General features: G+C 71.2%; 22 protein-coding genes and 1 pseudogene. 14 read left to right on the plus strand and 9 right to left on the minus strand.

The window, feature by feature from the left end; genetic code table 11:
• The first annotated feature begins 91 nt into the window (after positions 1-91).
• From AAD496_RS08620 to dctP (AAD496_RS08635), 4 genes are all read left to right on the plus strand, one after another.
• The gene (locus tag AAD496_RS08620; RefSeq protein ID WP_349828258.1) at positions 92-280 is read left to right on the plus strand and encodes a hypothetical protein; all 189 of its coding nucleotides are present in this window, start codon (positions 92-94) and stop codon (positions 278-280) included.
• Complete coding sequence (locus tag AAD496_RS08625; protein ID WP_349828259.1) at positions 277-612, plus strand: hypothetical protein; 336 nt, start codon at positions 277-279, stop codon at positions 610-612. The genes AAD496_RS08620 and AAD496_RS08625 overlap by 4 nt, the downstream gene beginning before the upstream one ends.
• 53 nt (positions 613-665) lie before the next feature.
• Entirely contained in the window at positions 666-1,967 is a 1,302-nt protein-coding gene (dctP, locus tag AAD496_RS08630) for a TRAP transporter substrate-binding protein DctP (protein WP_349828260.1), read from the plus strand.
• Between the two features lie 143 nt (positions 1,968-2,110).
• Positions 2,111-3,442 (plus strand): TRAP transporter substrate-binding protein DctP, encoded by a 1,332-nt coding sequence (dctP, locus tag AAD496_RS08635; RefSeq protein ID WP_349828261.1) that lies wholly within the window; start codon positions 2,111-2,113, stop codon positions 3,440-3,442.
• 18 nt (positions 3,443-3,460) lie between these two features.
• On the opposite strand, the gene AAD496_RS08640 is transcribed toward dctP (AAD496_RS08635), so the two are convergent.
• The 3 genes from AAD496_RS08640 to AAD496_RS08650 all read right to left on the minus strand — a co-directional run bounded on the left by AAD496_RS08640 (position 3,461) and on the right by AAD496_RS08650 (position 7,584).
• Positions 3,461-5,194 carry an AMP-binding protein gene (locus AAD496_RS08640; protein WP_349828262.1) on the minus strand — a complete coding sequence of 578 codons (1,734 nt, stop codon included), beginning with the start codon at positions 5,192-5,194 and terminating at the stop codon, positions 3,461-3,463.
• 112 nt (positions 5,195-5,306) lie between these two features.
• Positions 5,307-6,527 (minus strand): trans-sulfuration enzyme family protein, encoded by a 1,221-nt coding sequence (locus AAD496_RS08645; protein WP_349828263.1) that lies wholly within the window; start codon positions 6,525-6,527, stop codon positions 5,307-5,309.
• Positions 6,528-6,591: 64 nt separating this feature from the next.
• Positions 6,592-7,584: a LysR family transcriptional regulator gene (locus AAD496_RS08650; protein WP_349828264.1), complete on the minus strand. Its 993-nt coding sequence runs from the start codon at positions 7,582-7,584 to the stop codon at positions 6,592-6,594.
• Between the two features lie 97 nt (positions 7,585-7,681).
• Here AAD496_RS08650 and AAD496_RS08655 point away from each other — a divergent pair, with 97 nt between their 5' ends.
• Positions 7,682-8,884: a YeiH family protein gene (locus AAD496_RS08655; protein ID WP_349828324.1), complete on the plus strand. Its 1,203-nt coding sequence runs from the start codon at positions 7,682-7,684 to the stop codon at positions 8,882-8,884.
• 312 nt (positions 8,885-9,196) lie between these two features.
• The gene (locus tag AAD496_RS08660) at positions 9,197-10,645 is read left to right on the plus strand and encodes an SLC13 family permease (RefSeq protein ID WP_349828265.1); all 1,449 of its coding nucleotides are present in this window, start codon (positions 9,197-9,199) and stop codon (positions 10,643-10,645) included.
• A gap of 24 nt (positions 10,646-10,669) precedes the next feature.
• Here the strand turns inward: AAD496_RS08660 and AAD496_RS08665 are convergent, their stop codons facing one another.
• Positions 10,670-11,269, minus strand: coding sequence for a MarR family winged helix-turn-helix transcriptional regulator (locus AAD496_RS08665; protein ID WP_349828266.1), 600 nt, complete (start codon positions 11,267-11,269; stop codon positions 10,670-10,672).
• A 168-nt stretch (positions 11,270-11,437) separates the two neighbouring features.
• Here AAD496_RS08665 and AAD496_RS08670 point away from each other — a divergent pair, with 168 nt between their 5' ends.
• Positions 11,438-13,618, plus strand: coding sequence for an MMPL family transporter (locus AAD496_RS08670; RefSeq protein ID WP_349828267.1), 2,181 nt, complete (start codon positions 11,438-11,440; stop codon positions 13,616-13,618).
• 76 nt (positions 13,619-13,694) lie between these two features.
• On the plus strand, positions 13,695-15,311 hold the full coding sequence (locus AAD496_RS08675; RefSeq protein ID WP_349828268.1) for a DUF418 domain-containing protein: 1,617 nt from the start codon (positions 13,695-13,697) through the stop codon (positions 15,309-15,311).
• Between the two features lie 28 nt (positions 15,312-15,339).
• On the opposite strand, the gene AAD496_RS08680 is transcribed toward AAD496_RS08675, so the two are convergent.
• Positions 15,340-16,284 carry an ornithine cyclodeaminase family protein gene (locus tag AAD496_RS08680; protein WP_349828269.1) on the minus strand — a complete coding sequence of 315 codons (945 nt, stop codon included), beginning with the start codon at positions 16,282-16,284 and terminating at the stop codon, positions 15,340-15,342.
• A 139-nt stretch (positions 16,285-16,423) separates the two neighbouring features.
• On the opposite strand from AAD496_RS08680, the gene AAD496_RS08685 reads away from it, so the two are divergent.
• The 3 genes from AAD496_RS08685 to AAD496_RS08695 all read left to right on the plus strand — a co-directional run bounded on the left by AAD496_RS08685 (position 16,424) and on the right by AAD496_RS08695 (position 19,702).
• Positions 16,424-16,807, plus strand: coding sequence for a GNAT family N-acetyltransferase (locus AAD496_RS08685; RefSeq protein WP_349828270.1), 384 nt, complete (start codon positions 16,424-16,426; stop codon positions 16,805-16,807).
• 305 nt (positions 16,808-17,112) lie between these two features.
• Positions 17,113-18,567, plus strand: a complete 1,455-nt coding sequence (locus AAD496_RS08690) for an NAD-dependent succinate-semialdehyde dehydrogenase (RefSeq protein ID WP_349828271.1) — start codon at positions 17,113-17,115, stop codon at positions 18,565-18,567.
• 115 nt (positions 18,568-18,682) lie between these two features.
• Positions 18,683-19,702, plus strand: coding sequence for an acetamidase/formamidase family protein (locus tag AAD496_RS08695; RefSeq protein WP_349828272.1), 1,020 nt, complete (start codon positions 18,683-18,685; stop codon positions 19,700-19,702).
• Between the two features lie 215 nt (positions 19,703-19,917).
• Here the strand turns inward: AAD496_RS08695 and AAD496_RS08700 are convergent, their stop codons facing one another.
• The 3 genes from AAD496_RS08700 to galU all read right to left on the minus strand — a co-directional run bounded on the left by AAD496_RS08700 (position 19,918) and on the right by galU (position 23,988).
• Entirely contained in the window at positions 19,918-22,086 is a 2,169-nt protein-coding gene (locus AAD496_RS08700) for a hypothetical protein (RefSeq protein ID WP_349828273.1), read from the minus strand.
• A 39-nt stretch (positions 22,087-22,125) separates the two neighbouring features.
• Complete coding sequence (locus AAD496_RS08705; RefSeq protein ID WP_349828274.1) at positions 22,126-22,914, minus strand: GNAT family N-acetyltransferase; 789 nt, start codon at positions 22,912-22,914, stop codon at positions 22,126-22,128.
• Positions 22,915-23,085: 171 nt separating this feature from the next.
• On the minus strand, positions 23,086-23,988 hold the full coding sequence (gene galU / locus AAD496_RS08710) for a UTP--glucose-1-phosphate uridylyltransferase GalU (protein WP_349828275.1): 903 nt from the start codon (positions 23,986-23,988) through the stop codon (positions 23,086-23,088).
• A 49-nt stretch (positions 23,989-24,037) separates the two neighbouring features.
• On the opposite strand from galU, the gene AAD496_RS08715 reads away from it, so the two are divergent.
• From AAD496_RS08715 to AAD496_RS08725, 3 genes and pseudogenes are all read left to right on the plus strand, one after another.
• Complete coding sequence (locus tag AAD496_RS08715; RefSeq protein WP_349828276.1) at positions 24,038-24,691, plus strand: 5-formyltetrahydrofolate cyclo-ligase; 654 nt, start codon at positions 24,038-24,040, stop codon at positions 24,689-24,691.
• 32 nt (positions 24,692-24,723) lie between these two features.
• Positions 24,724-24,915 (plus strand): annotated as a pseudogene (locus AAD496_RS08720) (FmdB family zinc ribbon protein); the annotation flags it as partial.
• 172 nt (positions 24,916-25,087) lie between these two features.
• The gene (locus tag AAD496_RS08725; RefSeq protein WP_349828277.1) at positions 25,088-25,948 is read left to right on the plus strand and encodes an SAF domain-containing protein; all 861 of its coding nucleotides are present in this window, start codon (positions 25,088-25,090) and stop codon (positions 25,946-25,948) included.
• Between the two features lie 61 nt (positions 25,949-26,009).
• Here AAD496_RS08725 and mscL read toward each other — a convergent pair whose 3' ends face one another.
• Complete coding sequence (mscL, locus tag AAD496_RS08730; RefSeq protein ID WP_349828278.1) at positions 26,010-26,447, minus strand: large conductance mechanosensitive channel protein MscL; 438 nt, start codon at positions 26,445-26,447, stop codon at positions 26,010-26,012.
• Positions 26,448-26,484: the final 37 nt, after the last annotated feature.

Consider the following 26,484-nt stretch of genomic DNA (forward strand, 5'->3'; position numbering starts at 1 on the left):
GGGGCGGACCCCACACGGGTCCGCCCCGGCTCACGCCGTGTCCGGACACGGGCACGGTCCGACCACAGGACGACAACAGGAGACACCTGACGTGAAGCGATCCATCCGCCTTCTCGCCCCCGCCCTCGCCGCGGGCGCCGCACTCACCCTCACCGCATGCGCCGGTTCCGCCGGCAGCACCGGGGGTGGGGCCACCACCGGTGACGGCGCCGGATTCGAGTACGGAGCGAGCCAGGAGGAGGTCGACGCGGCGATCGCGGACCTCGACCCGGTGGCATGACCGCCGTGATCGGTGGCAGCGCGGACGCGGTCGCCCAGGCCAAGGCCGCCGGTGGCACCGTCCAGGCCTTCGACGAGGACGTCCAGTCCGCGATCGGTGAGCACTCCACCTCCCTCATCGAGGCCGGTGTCGAGAACGGTGTCCTGCCCGCGGACATCACCACGCAGATCGCCGACGGAGTCGCATACTGGCAGGAGGAGTTCGCCGGGGTCGGTTACACCGACCAGGGTGACCTGTCCGACTTCGACGAGTGGTACGAGACCGACACGGACTACATGCCCTACGCCGAGATGCAGTACCTGCGTTCGGGGATCAACCACCGCCCCGAGTGACCCGCTCCATCCCCACCGTCACACCGACCGTCACATTCCAGAGGAGATACGTCTTGACGGACACGACCACCCGCCGGGGCCTGCGCGCCCTGACCACCCGCAGGGCCGGTGTCGGCCTCGCCGGCGCCGCCGCCCTCACCCTCGCCCTCACCGCCTGCGCCGGCGGTGTGAGCCAGTCCGGCGGTAGCGCCGGTGGCGGCACCGGCTACGAGCCGGGCGCCTCCCAGGAGGAGATCGACGCGGCCCTCGCCGACCTCGACCCCATCACCATCACCTACCAGCCCTCGGCCGCGTCCGAGGCGTCCGTGCAGTCGCCCTCGGGCACCGTCCTGCGCGACGCGATCGAGGAGCGTTCCGGCGGCAAGATCACCGTCGACACCGTCTGGGGTCAGGCGATCGCCGGCTACACCGAGGTGCACGAGGCTCTCGCCGACGGCCGTGTCGACCTCGCCTACACCCTTCCGGTGTACCTGCCGCAGGAGTACACCGCGGCCAACGCCCTCGGTGACGCCATGTCGACGCTGCCGCCCTCTCCCTACGTCGGCGAGATGGTGACGAACGCAGTGGCCACCTCGGTCGCCTGGGACACCCCGGAGATCATCGACCAGTACGAGGAGAAGGGCATCAGCCCGATCGCCCCCGTGGTCGCCTCGGGCGGCTACTACAACGTCTGCTCGGACCCTGTCACGGACATCGACGGTCTGCAGGGCAAGCAGGTGCGGATCGCCAGCTCCTCGCAGCACTCCATGGTCCAGGACCTCGGTGCCTCCCCCGTCTCGATCGAGTACGTCGAGACCTTCGAGGCCCTGCAGCGTGGCACCGTCGACTGCACCCTCGCCCAGCTGGTCCCGAGCGCCGAAGGCGGCATCTTCGAGGTCGCCCCGCACATCTCCTACTTCACGGACACGAGCGTCTCCCGAGCCCCGGGTGCGCTCCTGGCCGGGTCGTCCTTCGACTCCCTGCCGCTGGCCTACCAGCAGGTGATCTTCGACTCCTACGCCGACTACTTCCACGGCCAGATGCACACGACGATCGGCGGCAACGCCCACGCGGTCGGGATGTCCAAGGAGGCCGGTGGTGAGATCCAGCCCTTCGACGCGGAGGTCCAGGACACCGTCGCCGAGTTCAACACGACCCTGCGCGAAGAGGTCGACGCCGCCGGTGAGGGCGGCGAGGGCCTGGTCGCCAAGGTCGACGAGGCGACCGCGCACTACACCCAGCTGGTGAGCGAGCTCGGCTTCGAGGACTCCGGTGCCACCGAGGACTTCGACGAGTGGTTCGACCCCGAGACGGACTTCCGTCCCCTCGGCGAGGCGGTCTACGAGGAGGCACTCCTTCCCCACCGCCCGAGCTGATCCGACCTGACGTGAACGCCACCGGGCCCGGTCTGTGTCCTCGGACACAGACCGGGCCCGGTGACGTGCGTGCGGGACTACACTCCCTGACGGCCGTCTGCACACCGGTGGCCCTTGTTTGTACACAACCGTCAGGAGTCCTCGTGACCGTCCCCTCGCCGTTCCGTCCTCACCGCGCCGCCGCGACACGGCCCCGGACCCGCCGCACGACCGCGATCCTCGCCGGTTCCGTCGCCGCCGGCATGGTCCTCACCGGCTGTGCGGCCGGCGTGGGATCCGGAGGGCAGGGCGCCTCGGCCGCGGAGGACGGCACCGACTCGACCGGATACGCCTGGGGCGCCCCGCAGGCCGAGGTCGACGCGGCCCTCGACGACCTCGACCCGATCACGCTGACCTACCAGCCCACCGCGGCGAGCGGGGAGTCGATCATGGCGCCCGGCGGCACGGTACTCGCCGAGGCGATCGAGGAGCGCTCCGGCGGGAAGATCGAGGTCGACGTCGTGTGGGGCCAGGCGATCGCCGGGTACACCGAGATGCACGACGCCCTCGCGGACGGCCGCGTGGACCTCGCCTTCACCCTGCCCTCGTACACCCCGGCCGAGTACGCGAGCTTCGACGCGATCGGCACAGCGATGTCGGAACTGCCCACCTCGCCCTTCGTCGGCGAACTCGCGACGAATGCCGCCGGCATCGACCTGGCGTGGAACACGCCCGGTGTCCTCGCGGACTTCGAGGCACAGGGGCTCGTGCCGCTCATCCCGCTCATCGCCTCCGGCGGGTACTACACGATGTGCTCGGAGCCGGTGTCCTCGGCGGCGGACTGGGACGGCCTGCAGGTGCGGGTCGGTTCGGCCGCGGCGGACAAGCAGGTGCGGAACCTGGGCGCCTCGCCGGTGTCGATCAGCTTCCCGGAGACGTACGAGGCGCTCCAGCGCGGCACCGTCGACTGTGACCTCGGGCAGTTGATCCCGAACGTCGAGGCGGGCACCTTCGAGGTGGCGCCGCACATCGGCTACACGACCGATCACAGCTTCTCGCGGTCGGCCGGTGCCTACCTGGCCGGGCAGACCTACTCCGAGCTGCCGGTGGCCTACCAGCAGGTCGTCTTCGACTCGATGGTCGCCGCCTTCGACGGCCAGATGCAGGTGTCCGTCGGCGGGAACGCGCAGGCCGTCGCCGCGGCCAAGGACGCCGGGGGCACGATCACCGAGTTCGACCAGGACGTCCAGGACACCCTCGGGGAGCACGCGGCCGGGCTCGCCGCGACCGCCGGGGACGAGGTCGGTGAACCGGAGCTGGCCACGGACCTCGTCGAGGCGGGCGAGACGTGGACCGCCCGGGTCGAGGAGCTCGGCTACACCGACGGTGGCGGGTTCCCCGAGCTCGACGAGTGGTACCCCGAGGACACCGACTACTCGCTGCTCGGCACGGAGATCTTCGAACAGGTCATGCTGCCGCACCGCCCGGGCGCCTGATCAGGCCCGGGCGTCGGATCACACCTCCTGGCGCAACACCGTCTTCTGGATCTTCCCCGTACCCGAACGTGGGAAGGCGTCCTTGACGATCACGTCCTTGGGCAGCTTGTACCGGGCGAGCTTGCCGTCGCAGAAGTCCCGGATCTCGTCGAGCGTGGGCGGGGTGTCGGTGTCGGTGTCGGTCGTCGGCACGATGATTGCCACCGGCACCTCGCCCCACCTCTCGTCCGCCCGGCCGACGACCGCGACCTCCGCGACCTTCGGATGCCAGGCGATGACGTTCTCCAGCTCGGCGCAGTAGATGTTCTCGCCACCGGAGATGATCATGTCCTTGACCCGGTCGACGACGTAGAGGAACCCCTCCTCGTCCTGTCGGACCAGGTCGCCGGAGTGGAACCACCCGCCGGCGAAGGCCTCCGCGGTCGCCTCCGGCCTGTTCCAGTAGCGGCTCATGACGCCCGGTCCGCGGTAGACGATCTCGCCCACTTCACCGGGCGCGACGTCGATCAACTGCTCGTTGCCGTCCGCGTCGACGTCGACGATCCCCGGCTGCACCACCCGGATGCTGAAGTTCCGGTCCGGCACACCCACGCTCCCGAGCTTGCGCACCGAGTCCTCGTGACTGAGCGACACCCCGGAGGCCGAGGTCTCCGTCTGCCCGAAGGCCGCCTGCGAGCTCGACCCGGGGAAGGTCGCGGTCATCTGTTCGAGGAGCGCCTCGGTCGCGGGTGCCGCGCCCCAGCTCCAGAACTGCAGGGACACGTCCCGCGGGTTCCGGCCCTGCTCGTCGGCGAGCATCTGCCACTGCGCGGGCACCATGAAGGTCCGGGTGACGCCGTGGGCGGCCATGACGTCGAGCAACCCGCCCGCGTCGAACCCGCTGGACGGGGTCACCACGCACCGGGCGCCGTTCGCGAGCGAGGTGGTGAGCACGTTGAAGGCGGCGATGTGGAACATCGGGCTGCCGATGAGCACCGAGTCCCGCCCCGGCACGTACCCCCAGGACGCCGAGGACCGCATGGTCGTCGACAGGAAGTTCGAGTAGCTGAGGACCGCCCCCTTGGGCCGTCCCGTCGTCCCCGAGGTGTACATGATCGCCTGGTCGTCGTCGAGCGCGGGCACCGCCGGTGCGGGGACGAGCAGGTCGTCCCCCGCTCCCGAGGCGCCCTGCCCTCCGGTGCCCGACTGCCCTGCGCTGACCGCGTCGAGGTCCAGCAGGGTCGGCTGCGTGGCCGGCGCGGTCGAGGCCGGTGTGCCGGGAGCGGCGGAGCCCTGCTCCTCGTTCGCCGCCAGTGCGGCCTCGACGGTGGCACGGCGTTCCTCGTCGACGACGACGGCGACCGGTGCACTGTCGGCGAGGATGTAGGCCACCTCGCCGGCGGCCAGCCGGAAGTTCACCGGCACGATGATCGCGCCCAGGTACTGCGCGGCGTAGACGACGACCGCGTAGGTCGCGCAGTTGCCGGCGACGATCGCCACCCGGTCGCCCGGGCGCACACCGGTGGCGGCCAGCCGGGCGGCCGCCAGACGAATGCGGTCCCAGAACTCGGCATAGGTGAGGGTGGCGGCGGTGCTGCCGGGAGCGGAGGGCGCCTCGGCGGCGGGGTCCGTCGCGGCGGACGCGGGGTCGGCGTCGACGAGGGCGATCGAGTCGGGGATCTCGTCGGCGTGCCGGACGATCCCGGCGATCGGCAGGTGGGTGCGGGAGAGGTGCAGACCCAGGGTGGGGTCCAGTGCGGGGAGGGCGACCACGGCAACTCCTTCGTTGCGGACGGCGGCTGATGCACGCCCTATCTTAACGGACGTTCAATCACCTGGCCCGGGTGTCCCGGACGGCGGACACCGCCATCCGGGACGCCGCCGGTCACAGGACGCGGTCGAGTGCCCGCTTGAGGTCGGCCCAGAGGTCGTCGACGTGTTCGATACCGACGCTCAACCGCACGAGTCCCTCCGGGACGGAATGCGGTTCCGCGTCATGGCGCCGACGGCGTTCGATGAGTGATTCGACGCCCCCGAGCGAGGTCGCCGGGGTCCACAGACGGACGGTCTCGCAGAGCTCCTGGGCCTGGGCACCGGTGGGGAGGACGAGACACACGACCGCACCGAAACCGGTCATCTGGGCGGCGGCGCGGGTGTGCCCGGGGTCGTCGGGCAGACCGGGGAAGCGGACCTCGAGGCCGGGCATCTCAGCGAGGCGGTGGGCGAGTTCGAGGGCGTTCTCCTGCGAGCGCTCGACCCGCAGGGCCATGGTCCGCAGGCCGCGCAGGCCCAGCCACACCTCGAAGGGACCGGCGATCGAACCGCGGATGGTCCGGTGACCGTGCAGGCGTTCCCGCAGAGCGGGGTCACGGGTGACGGTCGCGCCGAGGACGACGTCGGAGTGCCCGGCGATGTACTTGGTCGCGGAGTGGACGACCACGTCCGCGCCGTGGTCCAGGGGCCGCTGGACGAGCGGGGTGCAGAAGGTGTTGTCGACGACGGTGAGCGCGCCGGCCTCCTTCGCGTGGCCGAGAACGGCCGGGAGGTCGGCGACCTCGAGCATGGGGTTCGTGGGACTCTCGATCCACAGGAGGGTGCCGAACTCGTCGACCCCCGTCCCGATCCCCTGTTCCTGCGCCCGCTCCACCGCCCGGCCGACCGCGGCCTTCACCGCCGCGGTGTCGGCCATGTCGACGGGGACGAGTTCGAACCGACCGGTCGCCGCCGTCTGCTGGGCCCCGGACAGGGTGCCCAGATAAGCGTGCACGGGCAGCACGACGGTACCGCCGGGGGCCACGAGATCGAGCGCCGCGGTGATGGCCGCGAGGCCGGAACCGAACACGAGGCCGGGCAGGTCACTGCCCTCCAGCTGTGCGAGGAGGGACTCGAAGGGGTCCCAGGTGGGGTTGCCCTGCCGGGCGTAGCCGTACTCGCCCGGCTGGTCCGGACCCGTCCCGATGTACGTCGAGGTGAGCGTGATGGGGTGGTTGAGGGGGGCGTCGTGCCGCCGGTCAGGGCGAGCCGCCTCGACGAGCAGGGTCTCGGGGGCGAGATGATCCGGGCCGGGGACCGTGTGCGCGGGGGACTGGGGATCCTGGGTACTCATGCGGTGAATGCTAGTGCCGTACGCACCCGGGGCCGCACGCACTCCCACCGTCCGGACGTACCCCTCACGAGAGGGGGCGGCCGAGGGCGATGGAGACGAAGTCGGCCGCGAGCGCGGACGGCTTGCTGCCCGGCGCCCACACGGCGCGCAGGTTGCGGGAGAGGTCGACCTCGGGATCCACCGCGAGGACGACGAGGTCCCCGCTGCGCACGGCGTCGGCGAGTGCCACGCGGGACAGTGCCACGGGCGCCAGGCCTGCCGTGGCCGCGACCTTGCAGGCGGCGTTCGACCCGAGTTCCTGCGCGATCACGAGTCCCCCGAAGCCGTCCAGCGCGTCCTCGACGACGCCACGGGTGCCGGACCCCTCCTCCCGGACGAGGAGCGGGAGCGCGGCGAGCTGCTCGCCGGACAGGCGCCTCGGCGGCATCCCGTCCCCGCCGGCGGGGTGGTCGCTCGCGGCCGGGAGGCCGTACCGGCGGGCCAGGGGGTGGTGCGCGGCGACGGCGATCTGCAGGGAGTCCTCGCCGACCGTCGTGTACTCGACACCCTCCGGTGCGGGGGCCGACTCGACGAAACCGAGATCCCGGGCGCCGGTGCGCAGGTGGTCGACGACGGCCGCGGAGTTCTCGACGGTGAGACCCACCTGGACCTCGGGGTGGCGAGTGCGGAAACGTTCGAGCCAGCCGGGCAGCAGGTGCTCGGCGACGGTCATCGAGGCGCTCACCTGGAGGGTGGCGGTGAGGCCGGCCCGGAGTGCCTCGGTGCCCGAGAGCAGGTGGTCGTAGCCGTCGACGACCTCGGCGGCCCAGGCGGCGAGCGCGGCGCCGCGTTCGGTGAGGCGCGACCCACGCGGCGAGCGCTCGAGGAGGGGAAAGCCCAGGTCCTCCTCGTAGAGGCTGATCATGCGCGAGGCATTGGGCTGGGCGATGCCGAGGGCGTGGGCCGCCGATCCGATCGAGGCGGTCCGGCCGGCGCCACGGGCACGGTCGATCTCGACGAGCAGCGCGAGCGTGAGGGGGTCGGGTGGGCGGGTGGAGATCCGCTGGCGCGTCGACACGTGGTGATTCTCGCACAAGAGGACATATCGGATCCATATGGGTCACCCGGCCGCCCGGTCCTACCGGGCGGGATGGAGAACCGGGATCGTGGACGGCATGTCCCGGACCTCCACGCATGTGCTCGCCTCCACGCCCGCGGACCGCGTTCGCTCGTCAGCGACGGGGACGGCGGGATCGTGGTCCCGGATCCGGCGGACGGTACCCGGACTGGCGGTCGTCGGCCTCGCGACCGCGCTGTGCATGACGCTGCAGGCCCTGCTCGGCGGCGTCCTGCCCTTCCTCAGCGCCGTCCTGCTCGCGATCCTCGGCGGGATCCTCGTGCGGAACCTGTGCCCACCCCTGCCCGCCGCACTCGGTCCGGGCGTCGATGTCGCCGCGAAGCCGCTCCTACGCACGGGTGTCGTGTTGCTCGGCGCCCAGCTGGCACTCGGACAGGTGCTCGATCTCGGGTGGGGCGTCGTGGTGCTCGCCGTCCTCGTCGTCGTCGCAGGATTCCTGGCCGCGTGGGGGTGCGGGCGTGCGCTCGGGGTCGACCGGGACCTCTCCCTGCTCATCGGCGCCGGGTTCTCGATCTGTGGCGCCGCTGCGGTGGCCGGGGCCCAGACCGTCGTGCGGGCCGGCAAGGAACACGTGGCGACCGCCGTGGCGCTCGTCGTCCTGAGCGGCACGGCGATGATCGCCCTCGTCCCGGCACTCGCCGGTCTGCTCGGACTCGAGGGCGGACGGGCCGGGGTGCTCGCCGGTGCCGCGACCCACGAGGTCGCCCAGGTCGTCGCGATCGGGGCGCTACTGACCGATGCCGCGGGCGGTGGCCCCGGTCCCGGAGGCACCGACCTCGCCGATTCCGCTCTCGACGCGGCGGTGCTCACCAAGCTCACACGGGCCCTCCTGCTCGCCCCGGTCGTCGCGGTGCTCGGGCTCGTCCTGTCCCGTGCGGTCGGCCTCGGGCCCGCGCGGGACGGGAGACGGCAAGGCGTGATGCGAGGGCAGGACCGAATGCATGGGCAGGGCGCCTCGGCAGCGGGGACCCGGGAGACCGCTCCGCCGCTCGTGCCGCTGTGGGTGCTGCTCTTCCTCGCCGTGGCGGGGCTGCGAACCCTCGGCCTGCTGCCGGGGTGGGCCGTCGACCTCGCGGCACTCGGACAGACGGTGTGCCTCACCGCGGCGATGTTCGCCCTCGGACTCGGCGTGAGCGCACGGTCGCTGCGCACCACGGGGTTCCGACCACTGGTTCTCGCACTCCTCGTCACCGCGGTCGTCACCGCCGTCGCGACGGCAGGCGCCCTGCTCCTCGTCTGATCCGGAAACCGTCGACCGGGCCTGAACGCGACCCACCGCACGAAACGCCGGACGCAGTCGTCGGAAACTGACACTCCCCTGATAGTTTTTCGTCCATCACGCACAGGAGGACGGCGCCGTCGCTCTAGCGTGCACCCGGTGCGACCGGCGGTTCGAGTCCCGCCGCGCACCGACCGGCACCACAATCCCCGTCCGACAACCCCGTCGCACCCGCCGGTCCACCCCGCCACACGGCAGTCCGCTCAGTCCTGGGGCTCGCCCGTCCTGTGGCAGGAGTGGGTCGCGCCCGGGTGACCGACCCGAGGAGACCTCGTGGCCACACAGATACTCGCAGTACTCGTCTTCGTCGCGGTGTTCGCGATCGGCGCCGTCCGCGGCGTCCACATCGGCATCCTCATGATCGCCGGCGCCTCCGGGACAGCGCTGCTGCTCAGCGACATGACCCTCGACGACGTCGTCGCCGGATTCCCCCTCAGTCTCATGGTGCTGCTCACCGGTGTCACGTACTTCTTCGCGATCGCCCAGAGCAACGGGACGGTCGACACCCTCATCGACAAGGCACTCGCGAAGGTCGGCTCGAACGCGGTCCTCCTGCCCCTCGTCTTCTTCGTCATCACCGGTGGCATCGCGGCCATGGGTGCACCGCTCGCCGGTCTCGTCATGATGCCCGTCGGCATGCAGGTGGCCCGCCGCTACAACGTCGACTTCGCGCTCATGGGCCTGGCGATCTGTTTCGCCATCGGCGCCGGCGGGTTCGCCCCCACGAGCCTCTACGGCATCGTCACCTACGGCACCGCACACGATGCGGGCATCGCCCTCAACCCCTTCGTGCTGTGGGGCATCACGATCGCCACCTACCTGCTCATGCTCATCGGCGCGTACCTGCTCTACGGTCGGGAGGCCTTCCGGAACCGTGGCCGCACCCCGTTCCACGTGAACCCGCACCTCGCCGAGGCGGACGCTCCCGGCAACCACCCCTTCGAACGGCAGACGGCCATCTCCCGTGGGGGCGCCTCGGCCGCGGACATCGACTTCGGGGAGGACGACGAGGACGCGGCGAAGTTCGACGAGTCGACCGCTTCCGGTTCGGGAGCGGGTTCGGGCGATTCCGAGGACGGCACCATGCCCGGCGCCCTGGCCTCCTTCGGTTTCGTCCAGTGGCTCACCGTCGCCTTCATGGGCGTGCTCATCGCCTCCGTCGTCGTGCTCGCCGCGCTCGGCCTCGACCCGGACATCGGCCTCATCTGTTTCGGGCTCGCCTCGATCCTCACCCTCGTGGACCCCGGCACCGCCAAGTCCGCCGTCGGCAAGATCGACTGGTCGACCGTGCTGCTCGTGGGCGGCATCATCATGTTCGTCGGCGTGCTCCAACACATGGGTGCGGTCGACATGCTCGGCAATGCGGCGAAGTCGATCGGGTCCCCGCTCGTCGCCGCCTTCGTCCTGTGCATGATCGGTGGTCTCGTCTCGGCCTTCGCTTCGACGACCGGCATTCTCGCCGCGCTCGTCCCGCTCGCACTGCCCCTGGTCGCCGAGGGTGACCTGCCCGGCTGGGCGCTGCTCGCCGCTCTCGGTGTCTGCTCCGCGGTCGTCGACGTGAGCCCCTACTCGACCCTCGGCGCCACGACCGTCGCCACCGCGCCGGAGGAGGCCCGCCAGCGCCTGGTCGGCATCCTCATCCGATTCGGCCTGTCGATGGTCGTCGTCGGACCGATCCTGCTCGTCGGTGGTCTCGTGTTCCCGGCGATGCTCGCGAGCTGAGGTCGGGTCGCCCGGCCTCCCCGCTCAGCCGCGCCCGGGGTCCGCACCCGGATACACGTCGTCGTCGCGTGCGGGGAGTCCGTCCTCCGTCACGGCCGTGAGGTTCCTGAGGAACCGGAGGACCGCCGCCCGTTCGGTGGAGTCGAGGTCCGCGGCGACGACGAACCTCCGGGAGTGGTCCCGCCCGACGGTCGACCACGCCGCCTGCCGTGTCCCCTCGCTCACCTCGACGACGGTGCTCCTGCCGTCGTTCGGATGGGGACGTCGGACGATGTGTCCTCCGGCTTCCAGACGGCGGAGGAGCTTCGTCGTCGACGGCATGGTGATGCCCAGGTGCTCGGCGATCGCCACAGGGGTCGCCACTCGACGGTGATTACCCATCGCGAGGAGGAAACGGACCGCCGCCATGTCGGTCTCCCCGAGTTCCATGTACCGCCGGGACGCTTCCCGCGACCTCCGCTCGGCGGAGTGCCAGTCACGCAGGGCTTCGAGCACGGCGACGGCGCCGGCGATCCTCTCCGGCTCCATCCCCGCCAGATCGACGTGACGTCTCGCGGGGTCGAGCACGCGGGGATCCATCATCGACGGATCAGACTGGTGCCGCGGTACTGCTTCCGAATCCACGGCAGGAGTCTATGCCGCGGCATCGCGGGAGACCGACTTCACCTCACCGATTCCACCCCCATCCTAATCCTCAATCAGGAATCCTTGGTGAGGAGGACGTGTAGTCTTCGAGAAGATACTTAGCCAGGCTCACCATCATCTCGCTCCCGGCCCCGGAAAGGTGCTCCGATGACCGCTCCACGCCTCACTCCCCTTTCGTCTGTGACGCGGTGGACGCGGGTTCTCGTCCCCGCCCTTCTGATCCTTGCCTGGACCCTCTCCGCGGGGCTCGGAGGACCTCTGTTCGGTCGTGTCGACGAGGTGTCCTCGAACGACCGAACGGCGTACCTGCCTGATTCCGCCGAGGCTACGGCCGTCGCCGAACGCCTCGCGGGTTTCCGCACCTCCGAGACGATTCCCGCGATCGTCGTCCTCGGCGCCGAGGACACTTGGGACGACTCCACACGGAAGGTCGTGGACGACCGGAGGAACGAGGTCGACGCACTCGAGGTCGTCACCGGGGAGCCCTCTCCCGTCATCCCCTCCGAGGACGGACGTGCCCTGCAGGTGATCGTCCCCGTGGACCCGGAGGCGGATCCGGGTCGGGCCGCCGCGGAGATCCGAGACGTCTTCGCCACGGGACTGCCAGAAGGCGCCGTCGTCCACGTGACCGGTCCGGTGGGGTTCTCCGCCGACCTCTCAGCCGCCTTCTCGGGAATCGACGGGTTGCTCCTCGTGGTCGCCCTGGCCGCGGTGTTGATCATCCTCGTGGCCGTCTACCGTTCCCTGCTCCTCCCCGCAATCGTCCTCCTCACGAGTCTCTTCGCACTGTGCACCGCACTCCTCGTCGTGTGGCACCTCGCCGACGCCGGAGTGCTCCTCCTCACCGGACAGACCCAGGGCATCCTGTTCATCCTCGTCATCGGCGCGGCCACCGACTACTCGCTCCTCTACGTGGCCCGGTTCCGGGAAGAACTCACCCACACCGCGTCCCGGTGGGTGGCGACCCGCCGCGCCTGGCGGGCCTCTCTCGAACCCGTCCTCGCATCCGGCGGCACCGTCGCGGCAGGACTCCTGTGTCTTCTCCTGAGCGAATTGCGGTCGAACAGTGCCCTCGGCCCGATCGCGGCGATCGGTGTGGGTTTCGCCGTCCTCGCCGCGCTCTCGCTACTGCCCGCTCTCCTGTTCGTCACAGGGCGTGCCGCGTTCTGGCCCCGTATTCCGACACCTCGGCCCACCGGTGCCGACGGGGACCGGCTCCCGGGCGGGCCTTGGGCTCGCGTGGCAGGACTCGTCTCGCGGCACACCCGTCCCGTGTGGATCGTGACCGCTCTCGTCCTCGCCGTCGGCTGTCTGGGACTCACCCGACTCGACGCCTCGGGCGTCCCTCAGTCGGATCTCGTGCTCGGCGCCTCCGACGCCCGTGCTGGGCAGGAACTCCTCGCTGCCCACTTCCCCGCCGGATCGGGGAGCCCGGTCCAGGTCGTCGTCGACGAGGACGAGGCCGACCGTGCCGCCGAGGTCCTCCTCGACACCGCGGGTGTCGCTTCCCTCACCGTCGCTGTCGACTCCCCTGCGGGCTCCGCGCCCTTCCCCGGTGACGACCTCGGCCCGGCAGGACAGGAGGGAGCGCCCGCGCCCCTCGTCTCCGACGGCATGGTCCTGCTGGAGGCGACGCTCTCGGACCCCGCGGATTCACTCGCCGCGGAGGCCACGGTCGAGGAGGTCCGGACCGCGCTGGAGGGGCCGGCACCCTCGGCGCTCGTCGGCGGGGAATCGGCGACCGATCTCGACACCAACGACGCCTCCGAACGGGACCGGACGCTCATCGTCCCCGTCGTCCTTCTCGTCATCCTCGTGTTCCTCGTCCTCCTGCTCCGGTCCGTCGTGGCCCCCGTGCTGCTGGTCCTCTCGACCGTGCTGTCGTTCGGCACCGCCATGGGCATCGCCGCACTGGTGTTCACCCACCTCCTCGATTTCCCCGGCGCCGACCCTGCGGTGCCGCTCTACGGCTTCGTGTTCCTCGTGGCGCTCGGGATCGACTACAACATCTTCCTCATGACACGGGTCCGGGAGGAGGCCCTCGTCCACGGCACTCGGCAGGGGGTCCTGCGAGGGCTCCGCCTCACCGGCGGGATCATCACGTCCGCCGGGGTGGTGCTCGCCGCAACCTTCGCCGCTCTCGGCGTCGTCCCGGTGTTGTTCCTCGCGCAGCTCGCCTTCATCGTCGCCTTCGGCGTTCTGCTCGACACCTTCGTGGTCCGATCGCTGCTCGTCCCTGCCCTCGCGCTGGAGCTCGAGCGCGTGTTGTGGTGGCCGTCCCGTCGTATCCGATCGACACGCTCCACCACGTCCCCGACCACCCCGTGATCGTCCCCGTCGAGGTCGAACCGATCTGGGGACATTCCCCTGTGGAAGCCGTCGAGGCGCCCTCTAGGCTGGCACCATGACGGACCCCTCGCACTCCCCCGACCGCGACGCCGCACAGTCCCGTTTCGCACCCCCGGGTGAACGCCCTGTTCCTGCACCCGGACCCGCCCACACCACCGGGTCCACGTACTCCACCGGCCCCGCCGAGGCACCACCTCCGCCGTCGGCACCTCCGACCACACCCGGGACCGTCCCCGAGGGGTACGTGGCCGTCCCGGTGGATGCGGCCGGGCAGTATGCCGCGGCACCGCAGCACCCGGCGGCACCGCAGTACCCGACGACACAGCCCTACCCGGCGGGCGCCTCGGCCGCGGTGGTCCCGCGGGACCCGACGGTCCGGCGCGGACCCGTCACCGTGCGGGAACGCGCGGTCGCACCGGACCTCGCCCGCGGGTTCGCACTGCTCTTCATCGCACTGGCGAACACGCCGTTCTGGTTCTTCGGCGACGCCGCGCCGGATCCGCTGTCCGGTTCGCTCCACCCCGCGGGTTCCGGGCTCTGGGACCAGGTGGTCAACGCCTTCGTCATGATCGCGATCGACCAACGCACCTATCCGCTCTTCGCCCTCCTGTTCGGCTACGGGATGATGCTCGCCCACCGACGCCAGGTGGAGGCCGGCACGCACCCCGACACCGCCCGGAACCTGCTCATCCGCCGGAACCTGTGGCTCCTCGCCTTCGGAGGCGTCCACGCCCTCCTGTTGTTCAGCGGCGACATCCTCGGTGCCTACGGCCTCACCGGCATCATCGTCGCCGCCGCCTTCCTCAAGGTCCGCGACCGGACCCTCGGCATCTGGTTCTGGTCCCTCCTCGGCCTGCAGGTGGTGTTCGGTGGCCTCATGGTCGGGCTCGTGTTCCTCATGGGTTCCTTCGTCAGCGACCAGGACCTCGCGGCACAGACCGGCGATCCGACAGCCGGGATGATCGACCCCACCCTCCTCGACGAGGCGGCCCAGTCCAACTACTTCCTCGCGATGCTGTTGCGTCTGGGCAACTGGGTCCTCGCCACCCCGATGACCGTCCTCATGCTCACGGTGCCCACCATGTTCCTCGCCGGGATCTGGGCCGCACGGAAACACCTGCTCGAACAGCCCTTCACCCGCACCCGCCTGCTCGTCTGGACCGCGGTCCTCGGTCTGCTGGTCGGATGGGGCTCGGCCGTTCCCGGCGCGCTCGTGCACCTGGGCGTGCTCGACATGCCGCTGCTCTCGCAATCGGGCCTGCTCACCGTCTCGACGGTCACGGGCATGGCCGCCGGCCTGGGGTACGCCGCGCTCTTCGGTCTGCTGGGCGGCGCGGTCCAGGCCTCCCGGGCCCGCAGGGCCGTCCGGCGGGCGGAGCGTGGCGCACCGGTCCCGGACCACGAGCCCTGGGGCCTCCCCCGGGTGCTCGGCGCCGTCGGCAGTCGCTCGCTCACCTGCTATCTGCTGCAGTCGGTGGTCTTCGCCCCCGCCCTCGCCGCCTGGGGATTCGGTCTCGGGGACGACCTGGGCCCGGCGACGATGGCCGCCTTCGCCCTCTCCGTCTGGGCGTTCACCGTCCTCGTCGCCTGCGTTCTCGAGGCGTGCGGCGTGCGCGGCCCGGCCGAATCGCTGTTGCGTCGCCTCACCTATCGCCGGGCCGCTCGCGCCTGAGGCGCCCCACCCGGGGCCGTGGGGAGGTTCAGAGGTTCTTCTCGTACACCGCCGAGGCGACGACCAGGTCCTCCCACGACATTCCCGTCGTCTTGAAGACGAACGGCCGGTCATCGGGCACCTGCTCGCCCCCGGCTTGCACGACCTCCCGGAGAGTGAGGACGTCGTCCCAGGTGAACGTACCGTCGGCGATGGCCATCACGACGTCACCGGCCTCGGCACGGGCCGTGTGTTCCGACTCGACGAGGACCGTCGACCGCCCGAGCAGCGCGGCCGGCAGCTCCCGCTTGCCCGGGTCGTGCGACCCCATGGCGACGACCACCGCGTCGTCGGCCACGTCGGAGTCCGCGACGACCGGCTCACCTGCCGGAGTCGCAGTGACGACGAGACCCGAGGCCCGGAGCGCGGCCGAAGCCGCCTCCGATCCGAGCACCGCCTCGGCCGCCTCGACACCGAGGTCCGCGCAGTGGGCCAGGAACGACTCCCCGCGCCCGGCACTGCGGACGAGGACGGTCGCCTTACGGACCGGGAGCACGGCGAGCGCGGCGTCGACGTGCAGCGAACCCTGGATTCCGCCGCCGACGACGGTCATCTCCACACCGTCCGGGAACCGGCGGGCCAGGACGTCGGCCACACCGGCCAGCGATACGGCCGGGGTGCGCAGGTTGGTGAGAGCCACGCCGTCGAGCAGAGCGAGCGTGGCGTGGGTGTGCGAATCGAGGAGCAGGCAGCTGCCCTGGATGAGCGGGTTGTCCTCGGCCGGGTTGTCCGGGGTGACCGTGAGGATCTTGACGCCCGCGTACTTCCCGATCTCCGACGGCATGAAGAGGAACTGGCCGCGCGACAGCGGGGCGGGGATCCGGGTGGCATCCGTCCGTGGGTCGTACCCGGATCGGAGCGCATCACGCAGGGCCTCGATCGCGCCGGCGTGGTCGAGGGAGGCGTTGAACTGGTCCGCGTCGATGTGTTTCATGCCCTTTACTCTCCCACGACCCTCGGACACCGGAGTGACCCAGGTCTCCGACCGCCCACCGACACGGGTCGTCCACCGCACCCCTTACGGTCCTCCTCCACCCGATGACAGCGGGCCGCCGAGGTGGGACCATGGCCCCATGGCCGCAGAACCCCTCCTCGTCCCCCTCGACGGTCTCACCGTCCGCCTGAGCCACCTGCCGGCCGAGCGTCGGTACGTGGCGGAACTCGTCACGCCCCAGGGCAACGACTGGCACGCCCACGGCCGTGTCGGCTTCGCCTCCTATGTCGACTCCGGCCACCCCGACCACGACGCCGCCGACGCCGGGTCCGACCCGACGGCCGAACGGACCTTCGACCACACCGTCACCCACCACCGCTACGAGGGCAAGGGCATCGCCGCCGCGCTCGTCCGGTACGCCCTCGACGACACCGTCGCTGCTGGATTCCGCATCGTCCCGGTCTGCTCCTATGTCGTCTCCTTCGTCCGGGACCACCCCGACTGGGACTCCCACCTCGCCTGAGCGGCACGGGAGCACCGCCACCGCGGCGAACTCGTAAGCTCGAAGCCCGACCCCGGGGCGTCTTCGCTCCTCCGCCTTGTCCTGACGGCACTCCGGCACCGCTCACGAGGGGGTGTCCCCGCGGTCAACGGCACGTCACGGCCGTCTCACCGTCCCCGGGACGTCCGTGCGGCGTCCCACGTCGTGGAAGGTGTGACCTGACCCACCTGACCCACCCCCTAGACTGGGCGGTGTTTCCCCACGGGGCGGGTTCCGACAACCGGGCACCCGTCCTCACGACTTCGACCCAGACACGGAGGCCAGACGTGGACGTCCAGCCCATCATCGACAAGATCAACACCGGCCTGTACATCAACGGTGAGTGGCGCCCCGCCGAGGGCGGCAAGACGATCGACGTCGTCAATCCCGCCACCGGGAAGGTCCTCACCACCGTCGCCGACGGTTCGGCCGCCGATGCCCAGGAGGCCATCGAGGTCGCCGGTGCCACCCAGAAGTCCTGGGCCGCGACCCCGCCACGTGAGCGTGGCGAGATCCTGCGCCGCGCCTGGGAGCTCCTCATCGAGCGCCAGGACGAGATCGCGGCCGTCATGACCGCCGAGATGGGCAAGCCCCTGTCCGAGGCCAAGGGTGAGGTCGCCTACGGCGCCGAGTTCTTCCGCTGGTTCGCCGAGGAGGCCGTGCGCATCGGCGGCGACTACACCATGTCGACCGACGGCAAGACCCGCCTCATGATCAGCCACGAGCCGGTCGGCCCCGCCGTCCTCGTCACCCCGTGGAACTTCCCGCTGGCCATGGGCACCCGCAAGATCGGCCCGGCCGTCGCCGCCGGCTGCACCATGGTGTTCAAGCCCGCCAAACTCACCCCGCTCACCTCGCTCATGCTCGTCCAGGCCCTCGAGGACGCAGGGCTCCCCAAGGGCGTCATCAACGTCGTCACCTCGAACTCCGCCGGGCGCGTCGTCACCCCGTGGATGGAGTCGGGCATCGCCCGCAAGGTCACCTTCACCGGCTCGACCGAGGTGGGCGTGGGTCTGCTCAAGCAGGCCGCCGACAACGTCATGAAGTCCTCGATGGAGCTGGGCGGCAACGCGCCGTTCATCGTCGCCGAGGACGCCGACCTGGACAAGGCCGTCGAGGGCGCCATGCTCGCCAAGATGCGCAACATCGGTGAGGCCTGCACCGCCGCCAACCGCTTCTTCGTGCACCGCTCGGTCGCCGACGAGTTCTCGCAGCGCCTGGCCGACCGCATGGGCGCCATGAAGCTCGGCAACGGTCTGGACGAGGGCGTCGAGGTCGGCCCGCTCGTCGAGGAGAAGGCCCGCGACAAGGTCGCCGAGCTCGTCGACGACGCCGTGGCCAAGGGTGCCAAGGTCCTCACCGGCGGATCCGCCGTCGAGGGCGAGGGCTACTTCTACGAGCCCACCGTCCTCACGAACGTCGCCGACGACGCGGACATCACGACCGAGGAGATCTTCGGCCCCGTCGCCCCCGTCTTCGTCTTCGACACCGACGAGGAGGCCCTCGAGAAGGCCAACGCCGTGGAGTTCGGTCTCGCCGGCTACATCTTCTCCGAGAACCTGGAGCGCGCCCTGCGCCTGTCGGAGAACCTGGAGTGCGGCATGATCGGCCTCAACACCGGCCTCGTCTCCAACCCCGCCGCTCCCTTCGGTGGCGTCAAGCAGTCGGGCCTCGGCCGCGAGGGCGGCTCCGTCGGCATCGAGGAGTTCCTCGAGATCAAGTACGTCGCCACCCCGCGCTGATCCCGCGCGCAGGCACCCGGCGGGGTCCCTCCCCCGCTCCCGAGGCGCCCTGGTCTTCTCCACGACGCAACCTCATCGTCGGGGAGAAGACCAGGGCGCCTCGTACTATTGCGGGATGACCACTCCCCCTTCATCCCCCACACCCGACCACCTCGTCGTCGCCGACGCCTCGAACTCGATCATGGGGTTCTTCCCCCAGGACCATCCGCCGGCCGTCCGCGTCGCCAGTGGCGCGACCGTCCGGATCGACGCGGTCAACCAGTTCGGCGTCCACCACCCCGACGGCCCCACCGCGTACTTCGCGGAGCTCGGCGTCGATCCGGCCGACGTCCTCCCCGAGTTGGAGGACATCGCGCGTCTGCCCCGGCCCGACTTCGCCTCCGGTCACGTCCTCACCGGCCCCGTGTACGTCGAGGACGCCCGGCCGGGAAGCGTCCTGCGCGTCGACATCCTCGACATCTCTCCGCGCGTGGACTACGGCGTCAACGTCTCGGGGCACGGGTCCGGGGTGCTCCCGGATCTCCTGGAGGGCCGTCACGTGCGCCTGCTGCGGCTCGATACGACCCGGTCCCACTACGACTTCGAGGCCGGCATCCGCGTGCCCTTCCGTCCCTTCAGCGGCATCACGGCCGTCGCCCCGCCCGATTCCGCCGGTGACGTCTCCGCGAACCCGCCGGACCGGTGGGGCGGCAACATGGACATCAAGGACTTCGTCGCGGGCTCGACGCTGTACTTCCCCGTCTTCCAGCCCGGCGGCCAGTTCTGGATCGGTGACACCCACGGCGCCCAGGGGCACGGCGAGGTCAATCAGACCGCCGTCGAACACTCCATGTCGTTCACGGCACGGTTCACCGTCGAGGAGCGTCCGGCCGACCACGGCCCCCTCGAATGGCCGCGTGCGAAGGTGGCCGACCACTGGGTGCTCATGGGCGCGCACGAGGACCTCGACGTGGCCCTGGAGATCGCGGTGCAGCAGGCCATCGACTTCCTCGTCGAGTACACGGCCGGGGCCCTCGACACCGCGGCGGCCTACTCCCTGTGCTCGATCGCGGTCGACTTCGTCGTCGGCGAGGCCGTCGACGGCAACAAACTCGTCGCCGCCTACGTGCCCGACCACCTGCTCGAGGGCTTCTGAGCCCACCCACACGGATCACCTGCTGGAAGACCCGCGGTTTCACAGCGGCCCGTGAGCGCAGGTCTTTCAGCAGCCGATCTCCGTATCCGCCCTGAGGGTGGAGACGGGTGTGCCACCAAGGCGGAGGAGCGAAGACGCCCTCGTTTCAGTTCAATGAACGCTGCGGGCTTCGAGCGACGACAACGCCGGTGGTGCGCCCGTATCCGCCCTCAGGGTCAGGCGCGGCGGCGGGCGAGGAGTTCGTCGAGTCCCCCGGTCATCGCCGTCCGGGTGCGGTCGGCGCCGATCGCCGTCCGCCCGTGGTCGAGGGCGCCGGAGGTCTCCCGCGCACTGTCGGCCAGTTCCGGCCGGAAGCCCAGTTCCTCCGCGAACTCCGCCGCGATCGACTCCCGCGTGCGCGGTTCGAGGCTGAAGGAGGTCGCATCGGCCACGACCGGATCCGGTGCGTTCCGCGGTGCCTGGTCCTTGCCGACGTAGGTGGGTGTCGGCACCGGCGAGGGCTTCCAGGCCGTGTCGGCCCCGATCCGGGCGGCGGCCTTCTTCGCGTTCTCCCGGCGGGCGGCGTCCATCCGCTGCTCGAACAGACCCCGCCGGGACCCCGTCGGGACCGTCCGCGGAGTCTCCGTCGCGAGGTCGTCCCCGCCGTTCGCCTCCGGGGTCGTCGCCGCCGAGGCGCCCTCCCCGGCCCCTGCCCGCGTGTCCGCGGCAGCCGTCCGGTCGGTGGTGCCGGCAGTGCCCGCCTGCGCGGACTCGTCGGTCCGCGAGGCCCCCGCGGTCCGGCGCTTGACGCGTTCCTGCCAAGGCTTCTCGGTGCGCTCGGTGAGCAGCGGCACGCGGACGGTGTCCGTGCCGGAGATGATCGCGACCTCGTCCTCCCGGACGGAACCGGGCAGGACCACCCGGTCGACCCCGGCCTCGGCGGCCGAACCCGAGGTGGCCTGCGTCGAGGTGGACTGTGTCGAGGCGGACTGCGTCGAGCCCGCCGGCGCCGAGGTGGATCGTGCTTCGGCGGCCTTCCCGGTCGCGGCGGTCCGCGTGGTCGGGGTGGACGGTGCCCGGTCGGACGCGACCTCGTTCGAGGCCGCCTCGGCCGCGGACTTCTTCGGGACGGTCTTCCGCGCGGTGGCGGCTCGACGGGCGGCGGCCGCCCGGGCCATCGGCGAGGCGGTCCCCGGCCGGTCCTCCGCCGAGGACGCGCGACCCGAAGACTCACGACCTGCCGAGGAGGTACGACCCGACGTGGCCGCACCCTCACGTGCCGAGACAGCCGAGTCCCGCGCGCCGGCCGCACCGGACCGGTCCCGCGCCGTGACACCGCGGGGCGACACGTGCCGGGCACCCGAGGCCTCCTCGGGCTGCCGACCGGTCAGCGTCCTGATCCGGGTGTGGAGGGTGCGGAGGACGACGAAGGCGCCGGCCGCGAGTACGGCGCACAGACCCGGCAGAGCCCAGGAGACGAGGGAGAAGACGGCGAGCAGTGCGGAGACGAGTGCCGCTCCTCCGAACAGGACGACGAGACCCCCGGCGATCGGCACGGTCCGACGGACGGACCGCAACTGCTCGGACACGCCGTCGGTGTCGGCCCGGTCCACGCCCTGGTGCCCCCGACCGGCGGTCGCGGACGCGAGGCGGTCACCGTCCCGACGCCCGGACCGTACGGAACCGGCGGTGTGACGGGAGGTGGAGGGCGCCTCGGGAGCGGAGTCCGAACCCGCACGCGGGGAGCGCCCTGCTGGTGCCGACCCGGTCGACGCGGGCCGGGGACGACCGGCCGCCCGGCGGACACCGGCGGGGGCCGGGCGGGAGGGGCCGCGACCGGCGGCGGGACGGGATCCGGGGGTACCGGACCCGGGTCCGCGGGAGGGACGGCGGGCGTCGCCGGAGGGCGTCTGGTTCGAAGGGCTCATCGAGATGTCCGGACGGTCGAGGTCGGGGGAAGCAGTGAATGTGGGCACGGTGTACAGGGGACCGCTCTGGCCGACGGCGAGGGGGAGCACCTGGACGTCCTCCTCGACCGCGGACCCCACGTCGGCGACGGGCTCGGCCTCGACCTCCCGCGTGGCGCCGGGTGCGGAGAGGTCCCCGTCGATGACGGAGAACTGCGGGAGGGCGCGGTCCAGGCGGAGGCGGGGCGCCTCGGTGGCGCAGTCGGGGCCCGCCGGGGGCAGGAACGCCGCGGCCTCGGTCTCGGCGTCGAGGAGCCGGGGCCCGTCGGAGCGCAGGCAGGAACCGACTCCGGTATCCGGCCCGACCTCCTGCGCCTGGGCGGGCACCCTGTCGAGGTCCGCACGTTCGGCCGCCCGGCCGATCCGCTTGAGGAAGGAGGGCAGCACGACGGCGAACACAACTGCGAAGATGAGTGCGATCGTGATGCTCGTGTCCACGGGTACAACCCTAGGGGTGCGGACCGGATCACGATCGCATCACGACTCGCGTGTCGGACCACTTTCCGGACCGTGTCCACCGATCCCGCCCGACACGCCGTCCGGGGTCTCCTCCGTGTCGAGAGCCCAGGTCCCGGGGTCGTCGGGCCAGTGCTCCGGGTCCTCGCCGCCGAGGAGCCCCGCCGCGGCCGTCCCGTCGACCTCCCCGTCCTCCTCGGCGTGGAGGGCACGCAGGTGTTCGAGCTCACGCAACCATCCGTGCAGAAGACCGTGCGGAGCGTCCTCCCTGGTGAGGGCGAAGGTGCGGTGGTCACGCCAGGCTCCGTCGATGTGCATGAAGTTCCGGCGCACACCCTCGTCCCGGAAACCGAGCTTCTCCACGACACGGAGGCTCGCGGTGTTCTCCGGCCGGATGTTGATCTCCATCCGATGGACCCCGAGGGCGAACCAGCAGTGGTCGGTCGCGAGCGCCACGGCGGTCGGGGTGATGCCGCGGCCGGCCATCCGCCGGTCGATCCAGTACCCGAGCGTCGCGTTGAGCATCGACCCCCACTGGAAGGGGCCGACGGTGAGTTGTCCGCGCAGTTCTCCGTCGACCTCGACGGCGAAGGGGAGCATGTGCCCGCGGCGACCTTGGTCGGCGAGCATCCGGCGCATCTCGTGGAACCGGGGAGGGCCCTGGTCGGAGCCCGGGACGGTCGCCTCCCAGGGTCGCAACCACGCGGTGTTGGCCCGCCGGATCTCCGCGTAGGCGCGGGCGTCCTTGCGGTGGAAAGGACGCAGGACGATCCCGTCCGCTTCGAGGGTCACCGGCCAGAAACGCGACATGGGAGGAGAGTAGTCCCTCTCCTCCCATGTCGTGCCACCCGGGGCGCCGGGCGGCGTCGGATTCAGCGGGGGTGCCGGGGTCCGGGCGGCGTCGGACTCAGCGGTGGGGTGCCGGGATCCGGGCTGCGTCGGATTCAGCGGTGGGGTGCCGGGGTCCGGGCGGCGTCGGACTCAGTCGAGGCCCGCGACGTACTCCTTGAGCCACTCGTTGAGCTCGTCACCCAGGTCGTCCCGCTTGCCCGCGAGGATGACGTTGGCCTTGAGGTAGCTGAGCTTGTCGCCGGTGTCGTACCGGTCGCCGGAGAAGACGACGCCGTAGACGCCGTTGCCCAGTTCGTCGGCGGCCATGGTCTGCAGTGCGTCGGTCAGCTGGATCTCGTTGCCGCGGCCGGGCTTGGTGTTCGCCAGGACCTCGAAGATCTCCGGGGCGAGCACGTACCGGCCGATGATCGCGAGGTTCGAGGGCGCGTCCTTCGCCTCCGGCTTCTCGACGAGCCCGGTGATCTTCACGACCCCTTCCTCGCCGGTCTTCTCGACGGCCGCACACCCGTACAGGTGCACGTCCTCCTCCGGGACCTCCATGAGCGCGACCACGCACCCACCGGTCCGCTCCTGCACCTCGATCATCTGCGGCAGGATCGGGCAGTCCTCACCGATGAGGTCGTCGCCCAGCAGCACGGCGAAGGGTTCGTCGCTCACGTGCTGGGCCCCCTTGAGCACCGCGTGACCGAGGCCCAGCGGGTCGCCCTGACGCACGTAGTGCACGTCCGCGAGTTCGCTGGCCTCCTGCACCGCCGACAGCTTCTTGTAGTCACGCTTCTTCGTGAGCGCGTCCTCCAACCCGTCGACCTTGTCGAAGTGGTTCTCCAGAGGGTGCTTGGCCCGGCCGGTCACCATGAGGATGTCCTTGAGGCCCGCGCCGACGGCCTCCTCCACGACGTACTGGATGGCGGGCTTGTCGACGACCGGCAGCATCTCCTTCGGGATCGCCTTCGTCGCCGGCAGGAACCGGGTGCCCAGACCCGCGACCGGGATGACGGCCTTGCGCACAGAGGGGTTCTTCGTCGATGTCATGCCCGGAAGTCTAATGTGGCGGTGTGACACACCTCGTGAGAACACCCTCATGCAGGCCGGATTTCACCTGCGCGTCATCCGGTGGGCCGTCGTGACCGACGCTCGGGAACGCTTGCGCCGCGGGATCCGCGAGAGCCGCCGGGCCCGCACCGCGGCTCTCCCCGCCGCCGAGGCGCCCTCCCCCTTCACCCGCCCCCTCGCTCCTCTGCTCGCCGGGGCGGACCTCGTCGTCGGGTACGCCGCGCTGCCGGGTGAACCGGACGTCGACGCCGCGCTCGAGGCGGTCCCGGCCACCGGCGGCCGGGTGCTCCTGCCCGTCACCCACCGGGGCGAACCCCTGTTTTTCGGTCCCGCCACGCCACCGCTGTCGGCGCTGGCCCGCCGCGGGCCGTTCCGCATCCGTGAGCCGGAGGCGTCGTGGTCCGCCACCGACCTGCCGGACCTGCCCGCCTGGCGGTCCGGCCGTGTCGTCGTCCTCGTCCCGGGCCTCGCGTTCTCACCGGCCGGCGGGCGACTGGGGAACGGTGGCGGGTTCTACGACCGCACCTTCGGACCCACGGGCGTCGTCCCCCTCGACCGTGAGCCGACCGTCACGACCCTCGGCGTGTGCTGGGACGAGGAGGTCCGCGACGACGTCCCCCTGGCCGACTGGGATCTCCGCGTCGACCGGATCGTCACCGAGGCGGGGACGCGCGACCTATAATCGAGTGTTCACGTTTCGCGAAAGGATGCTCAGTGCCCACGTACACGTATTCCTGCAAGAGCTGCGGCCACGTCTTCGACGCCCGGCAGTCCTTCACCGAGGACTCCCTCTCGGTGTGCCCGGAGTGCTCGGGTGCGCTCAAGAAGGTCTTCGGGAACGTCGGCGTGACCTTCAAGGGTGACGGCTTCTACCGCACCGACTCCCGCGCCTCCGCACCCGCCGCCGACTGAGCCCTCGGCCGCCCGAGCCCGCAAGGGTGCCGGCTTCACCAGGGCGGATGCACCGGAGGTCACAGGTGGCGCACTCAAGGTCACCTGTGGACAGCGGGGGCCGAGCCGTCCACAGGCGGAAATGACCCCTTCCGGTCGCGCACGGGACCCCGCAGTCTCGGGTGGTATGACGACCTTTCTCTCCGTCCTCGCGCGGTTCCTCCACGCCCTGCCCGTCATCGGCCGCTTCGTCCCCGCGGCCACGTCCGCTCCACCACCGGCGACCCGGAGACCGGGCGCCCGGCGCACCGTCCGCCGACTCCTCGCCGCCGGGTGCCTGGGAGTGGCGACCGTCCTCGTCATCGACCTCTTCCTCCCCGAGTCCGCGGACGTCCCCGCCGTCGTCACGACACGGGACGTTCCCGCCGGCCAGGAGCTCACCGCGGCCGATCTCGAGATCCGTACCTTCACCCCGGGCACCGTCCCCGCGGGCGCACCCGCCACCGTCGCCGAGGTCGCCGGCGCCACGACGGCCGGGGTCCTCGGCGCGGGGACCCCGATCACGCCCGCCGCCCTCGTCTCCGCGGACGCCGGGGCGGGTTCCGTCCCACCCGGGATGCTCCTCATGCCACTCACGGTTACCGACCCGGCACTCGCCCAGGTCGTCTCGACCGGCCGCCACCTGCGCATCTTCGCCCGCGCGTCGAGTGCCGGCTACACCGTCCAACCGCCCTATCCGGGCGACGGGACGACCGAGGACGAGGAGGACTCCGAGGGTTCTTCCGGGGACGCGGACGCCGGGACGCACGACGCCGCCGCGGCATCCCCGTCCGGGGACACCGCGGCGGCGGGTGGGGCGACGGTCCTCGTCCCGGACACGGTCGTGACGAGCGTGACCGAACTGGGCGGCGGCGCCATGTCGACCTCCACGGGCACCGTGCTCGTCGTGCTCGTCACCGAGCAGGAGGCCGCGACGCTCTCGGCTTATCAGGCCACCGGTTTCGGTTTCGCGCTCCTGCCGACGGCCGAGGAACGCGCACCGGACTGATACCGGGGACCGGGCGGCGTCCTATTCAGGACCGCGGTGGGGTACCCGGTCCGGCCGGCGATCACGACCGCGGTCCGTCCTCGCCGAGCACCTCCTGCGCACGGGCGGAGTTCTGCTCCTTGAGGAGGTCGCGGGTCTCGATGAGCAGGTCGTCGGTCGAGGGCGGCACCTCCTCCTCGTCGGCGCCGGCCTTGCGCATCGCGGCGACCTTGTTCATCGGTGCGACGAAGACGAAGTAGACGACGGCCGCGACGATGACGAAGTTGATGGCCGCGGTGATGACGACACCCAGGTCGATGGTCGTCGTCTCGGCGAGAGCCGGACGGATGGTCCACGTCAGCGCCGAGGAGTCCGGCGAGCCGATCGCGGCGATGATCGGGTTGATGACGTGCTCGGAGATCGCCGTGACGATCGCCGTGAAGGCGGCACCGACGATGACGGCGGTGGCGAGTTCGATGACGTTGCCACGGAGCAGGAAGTCCTTGAAGCCCTGGAACATGGAGACCCTTCGCATTCGAGTGGGAGAGGAGGGAACA

This window comes from Brevibacterium litoralis (assembly GCF_040212315.1).
GTDB classification, from domain to species: Bacteria; Actinomycetota; Actinomycetes; order Actinomycetales; family Brevibacteriaceae; genus Brevibacterium; species Brevibacterium litoralis.

What these genes read in the sequence shown, in the direction of transcription:
- AAD496_RS08625 (WP_349828259.1), top strand. Translation starts at nt 277, where the DNA reads ATGACCGCCGTGATCGGTGGCAGCGCGGACGCGGTCGCCCAGGCCAAG.
- AAD496_RS08645 (WP_349828263.1), bottom strand. Translation starts at nt 6,527, where the DNA reads ATGAGTACCCAGGATCCCCAGTCCCCCGCGCACACGGTCCCCGGCCCG.
- AAD496_RS08655 (WP_349828324.1), top strand. Translation starts at nt 7,682, where the DNA reads ATGTCCCGGACCTCCACGCATGTGCTCGCCTCCACGCCCGCGGACCGC.
- AAD496_RS08670 (WP_349828267.1), top strand. Translation starts at nt 11,438, where the DNA reads ATGACCGCTCCACGCCTCACTCCCCTTTCGTCTGTGACGCGGTGGACG.
- AAD496_RS08675 (WP_349828268.1), top strand. Translation starts at nt 13,695, where the DNA reads ATGACGGACCCCTCGCACTCCCCCGACCGCGACGCCGCACAGTCCCGT.
- AAD496_RS08680 (WP_349828269.1), bottom strand. Translation starts at nt 16,284, where the DNA reads ATGAAACACATCGACGCGGACCAGTTCAACGCCTCCCTCGACCACGCC.
- AAD496_RS08685 (WP_349828270.1), top strand. Translation starts at nt 16,424, where the DNA reads ATGGCCGCAGAACCCCTCCTCGTCCCCCTCGACGGTCTCACCGTCCGC.
- AAD496_RS08695 (WP_349828272.1), top strand. Translation starts at nt 18,683, where the DNA reads ATGACCACTCCCCCTTCATCCCCCACACCCGACCACCTCGTCGTCGCC.
- AAD496_RS08705 (WP_349828274.1), bottom strand. Translation starts at nt 22,914, where the DNA reads ATGTCGCGTTTCTGGCCGGTGACCCTCGAAGCGGACGGGATCGTCCTG.
- galU (WP_349828275.1), bottom strand. Translation starts at nt 23,988, where the DNA reads ATGACATCGACGAAGAACCCCTCTGTGCGCAAGGCCGTCATCCCGGTC.
- AAD496_RS08715 (WP_349828276.1), top strand. Translation starts at nt 24,038, where the DNA reads ATGCAGGCCGGATTTCACCTGCGCGTCATCCGGTGGGCCGTCGTGACC.
- AAD496_RS08725 (WP_349828277.1), top strand. Translation starts at nt 25,088, where the DNA reads ATGACGACCTTTCTCTCCGTCCTCGCGCGGTTCCTCCACGCCCTGCCC.
- mscL (WP_349828278.1), bottom strand. Translation starts at nt 26,447, where the DNA reads ATGTTCCAGGGCTTCAAGGACTTCCTGCTCCGTGGCAACGTCATCGAA.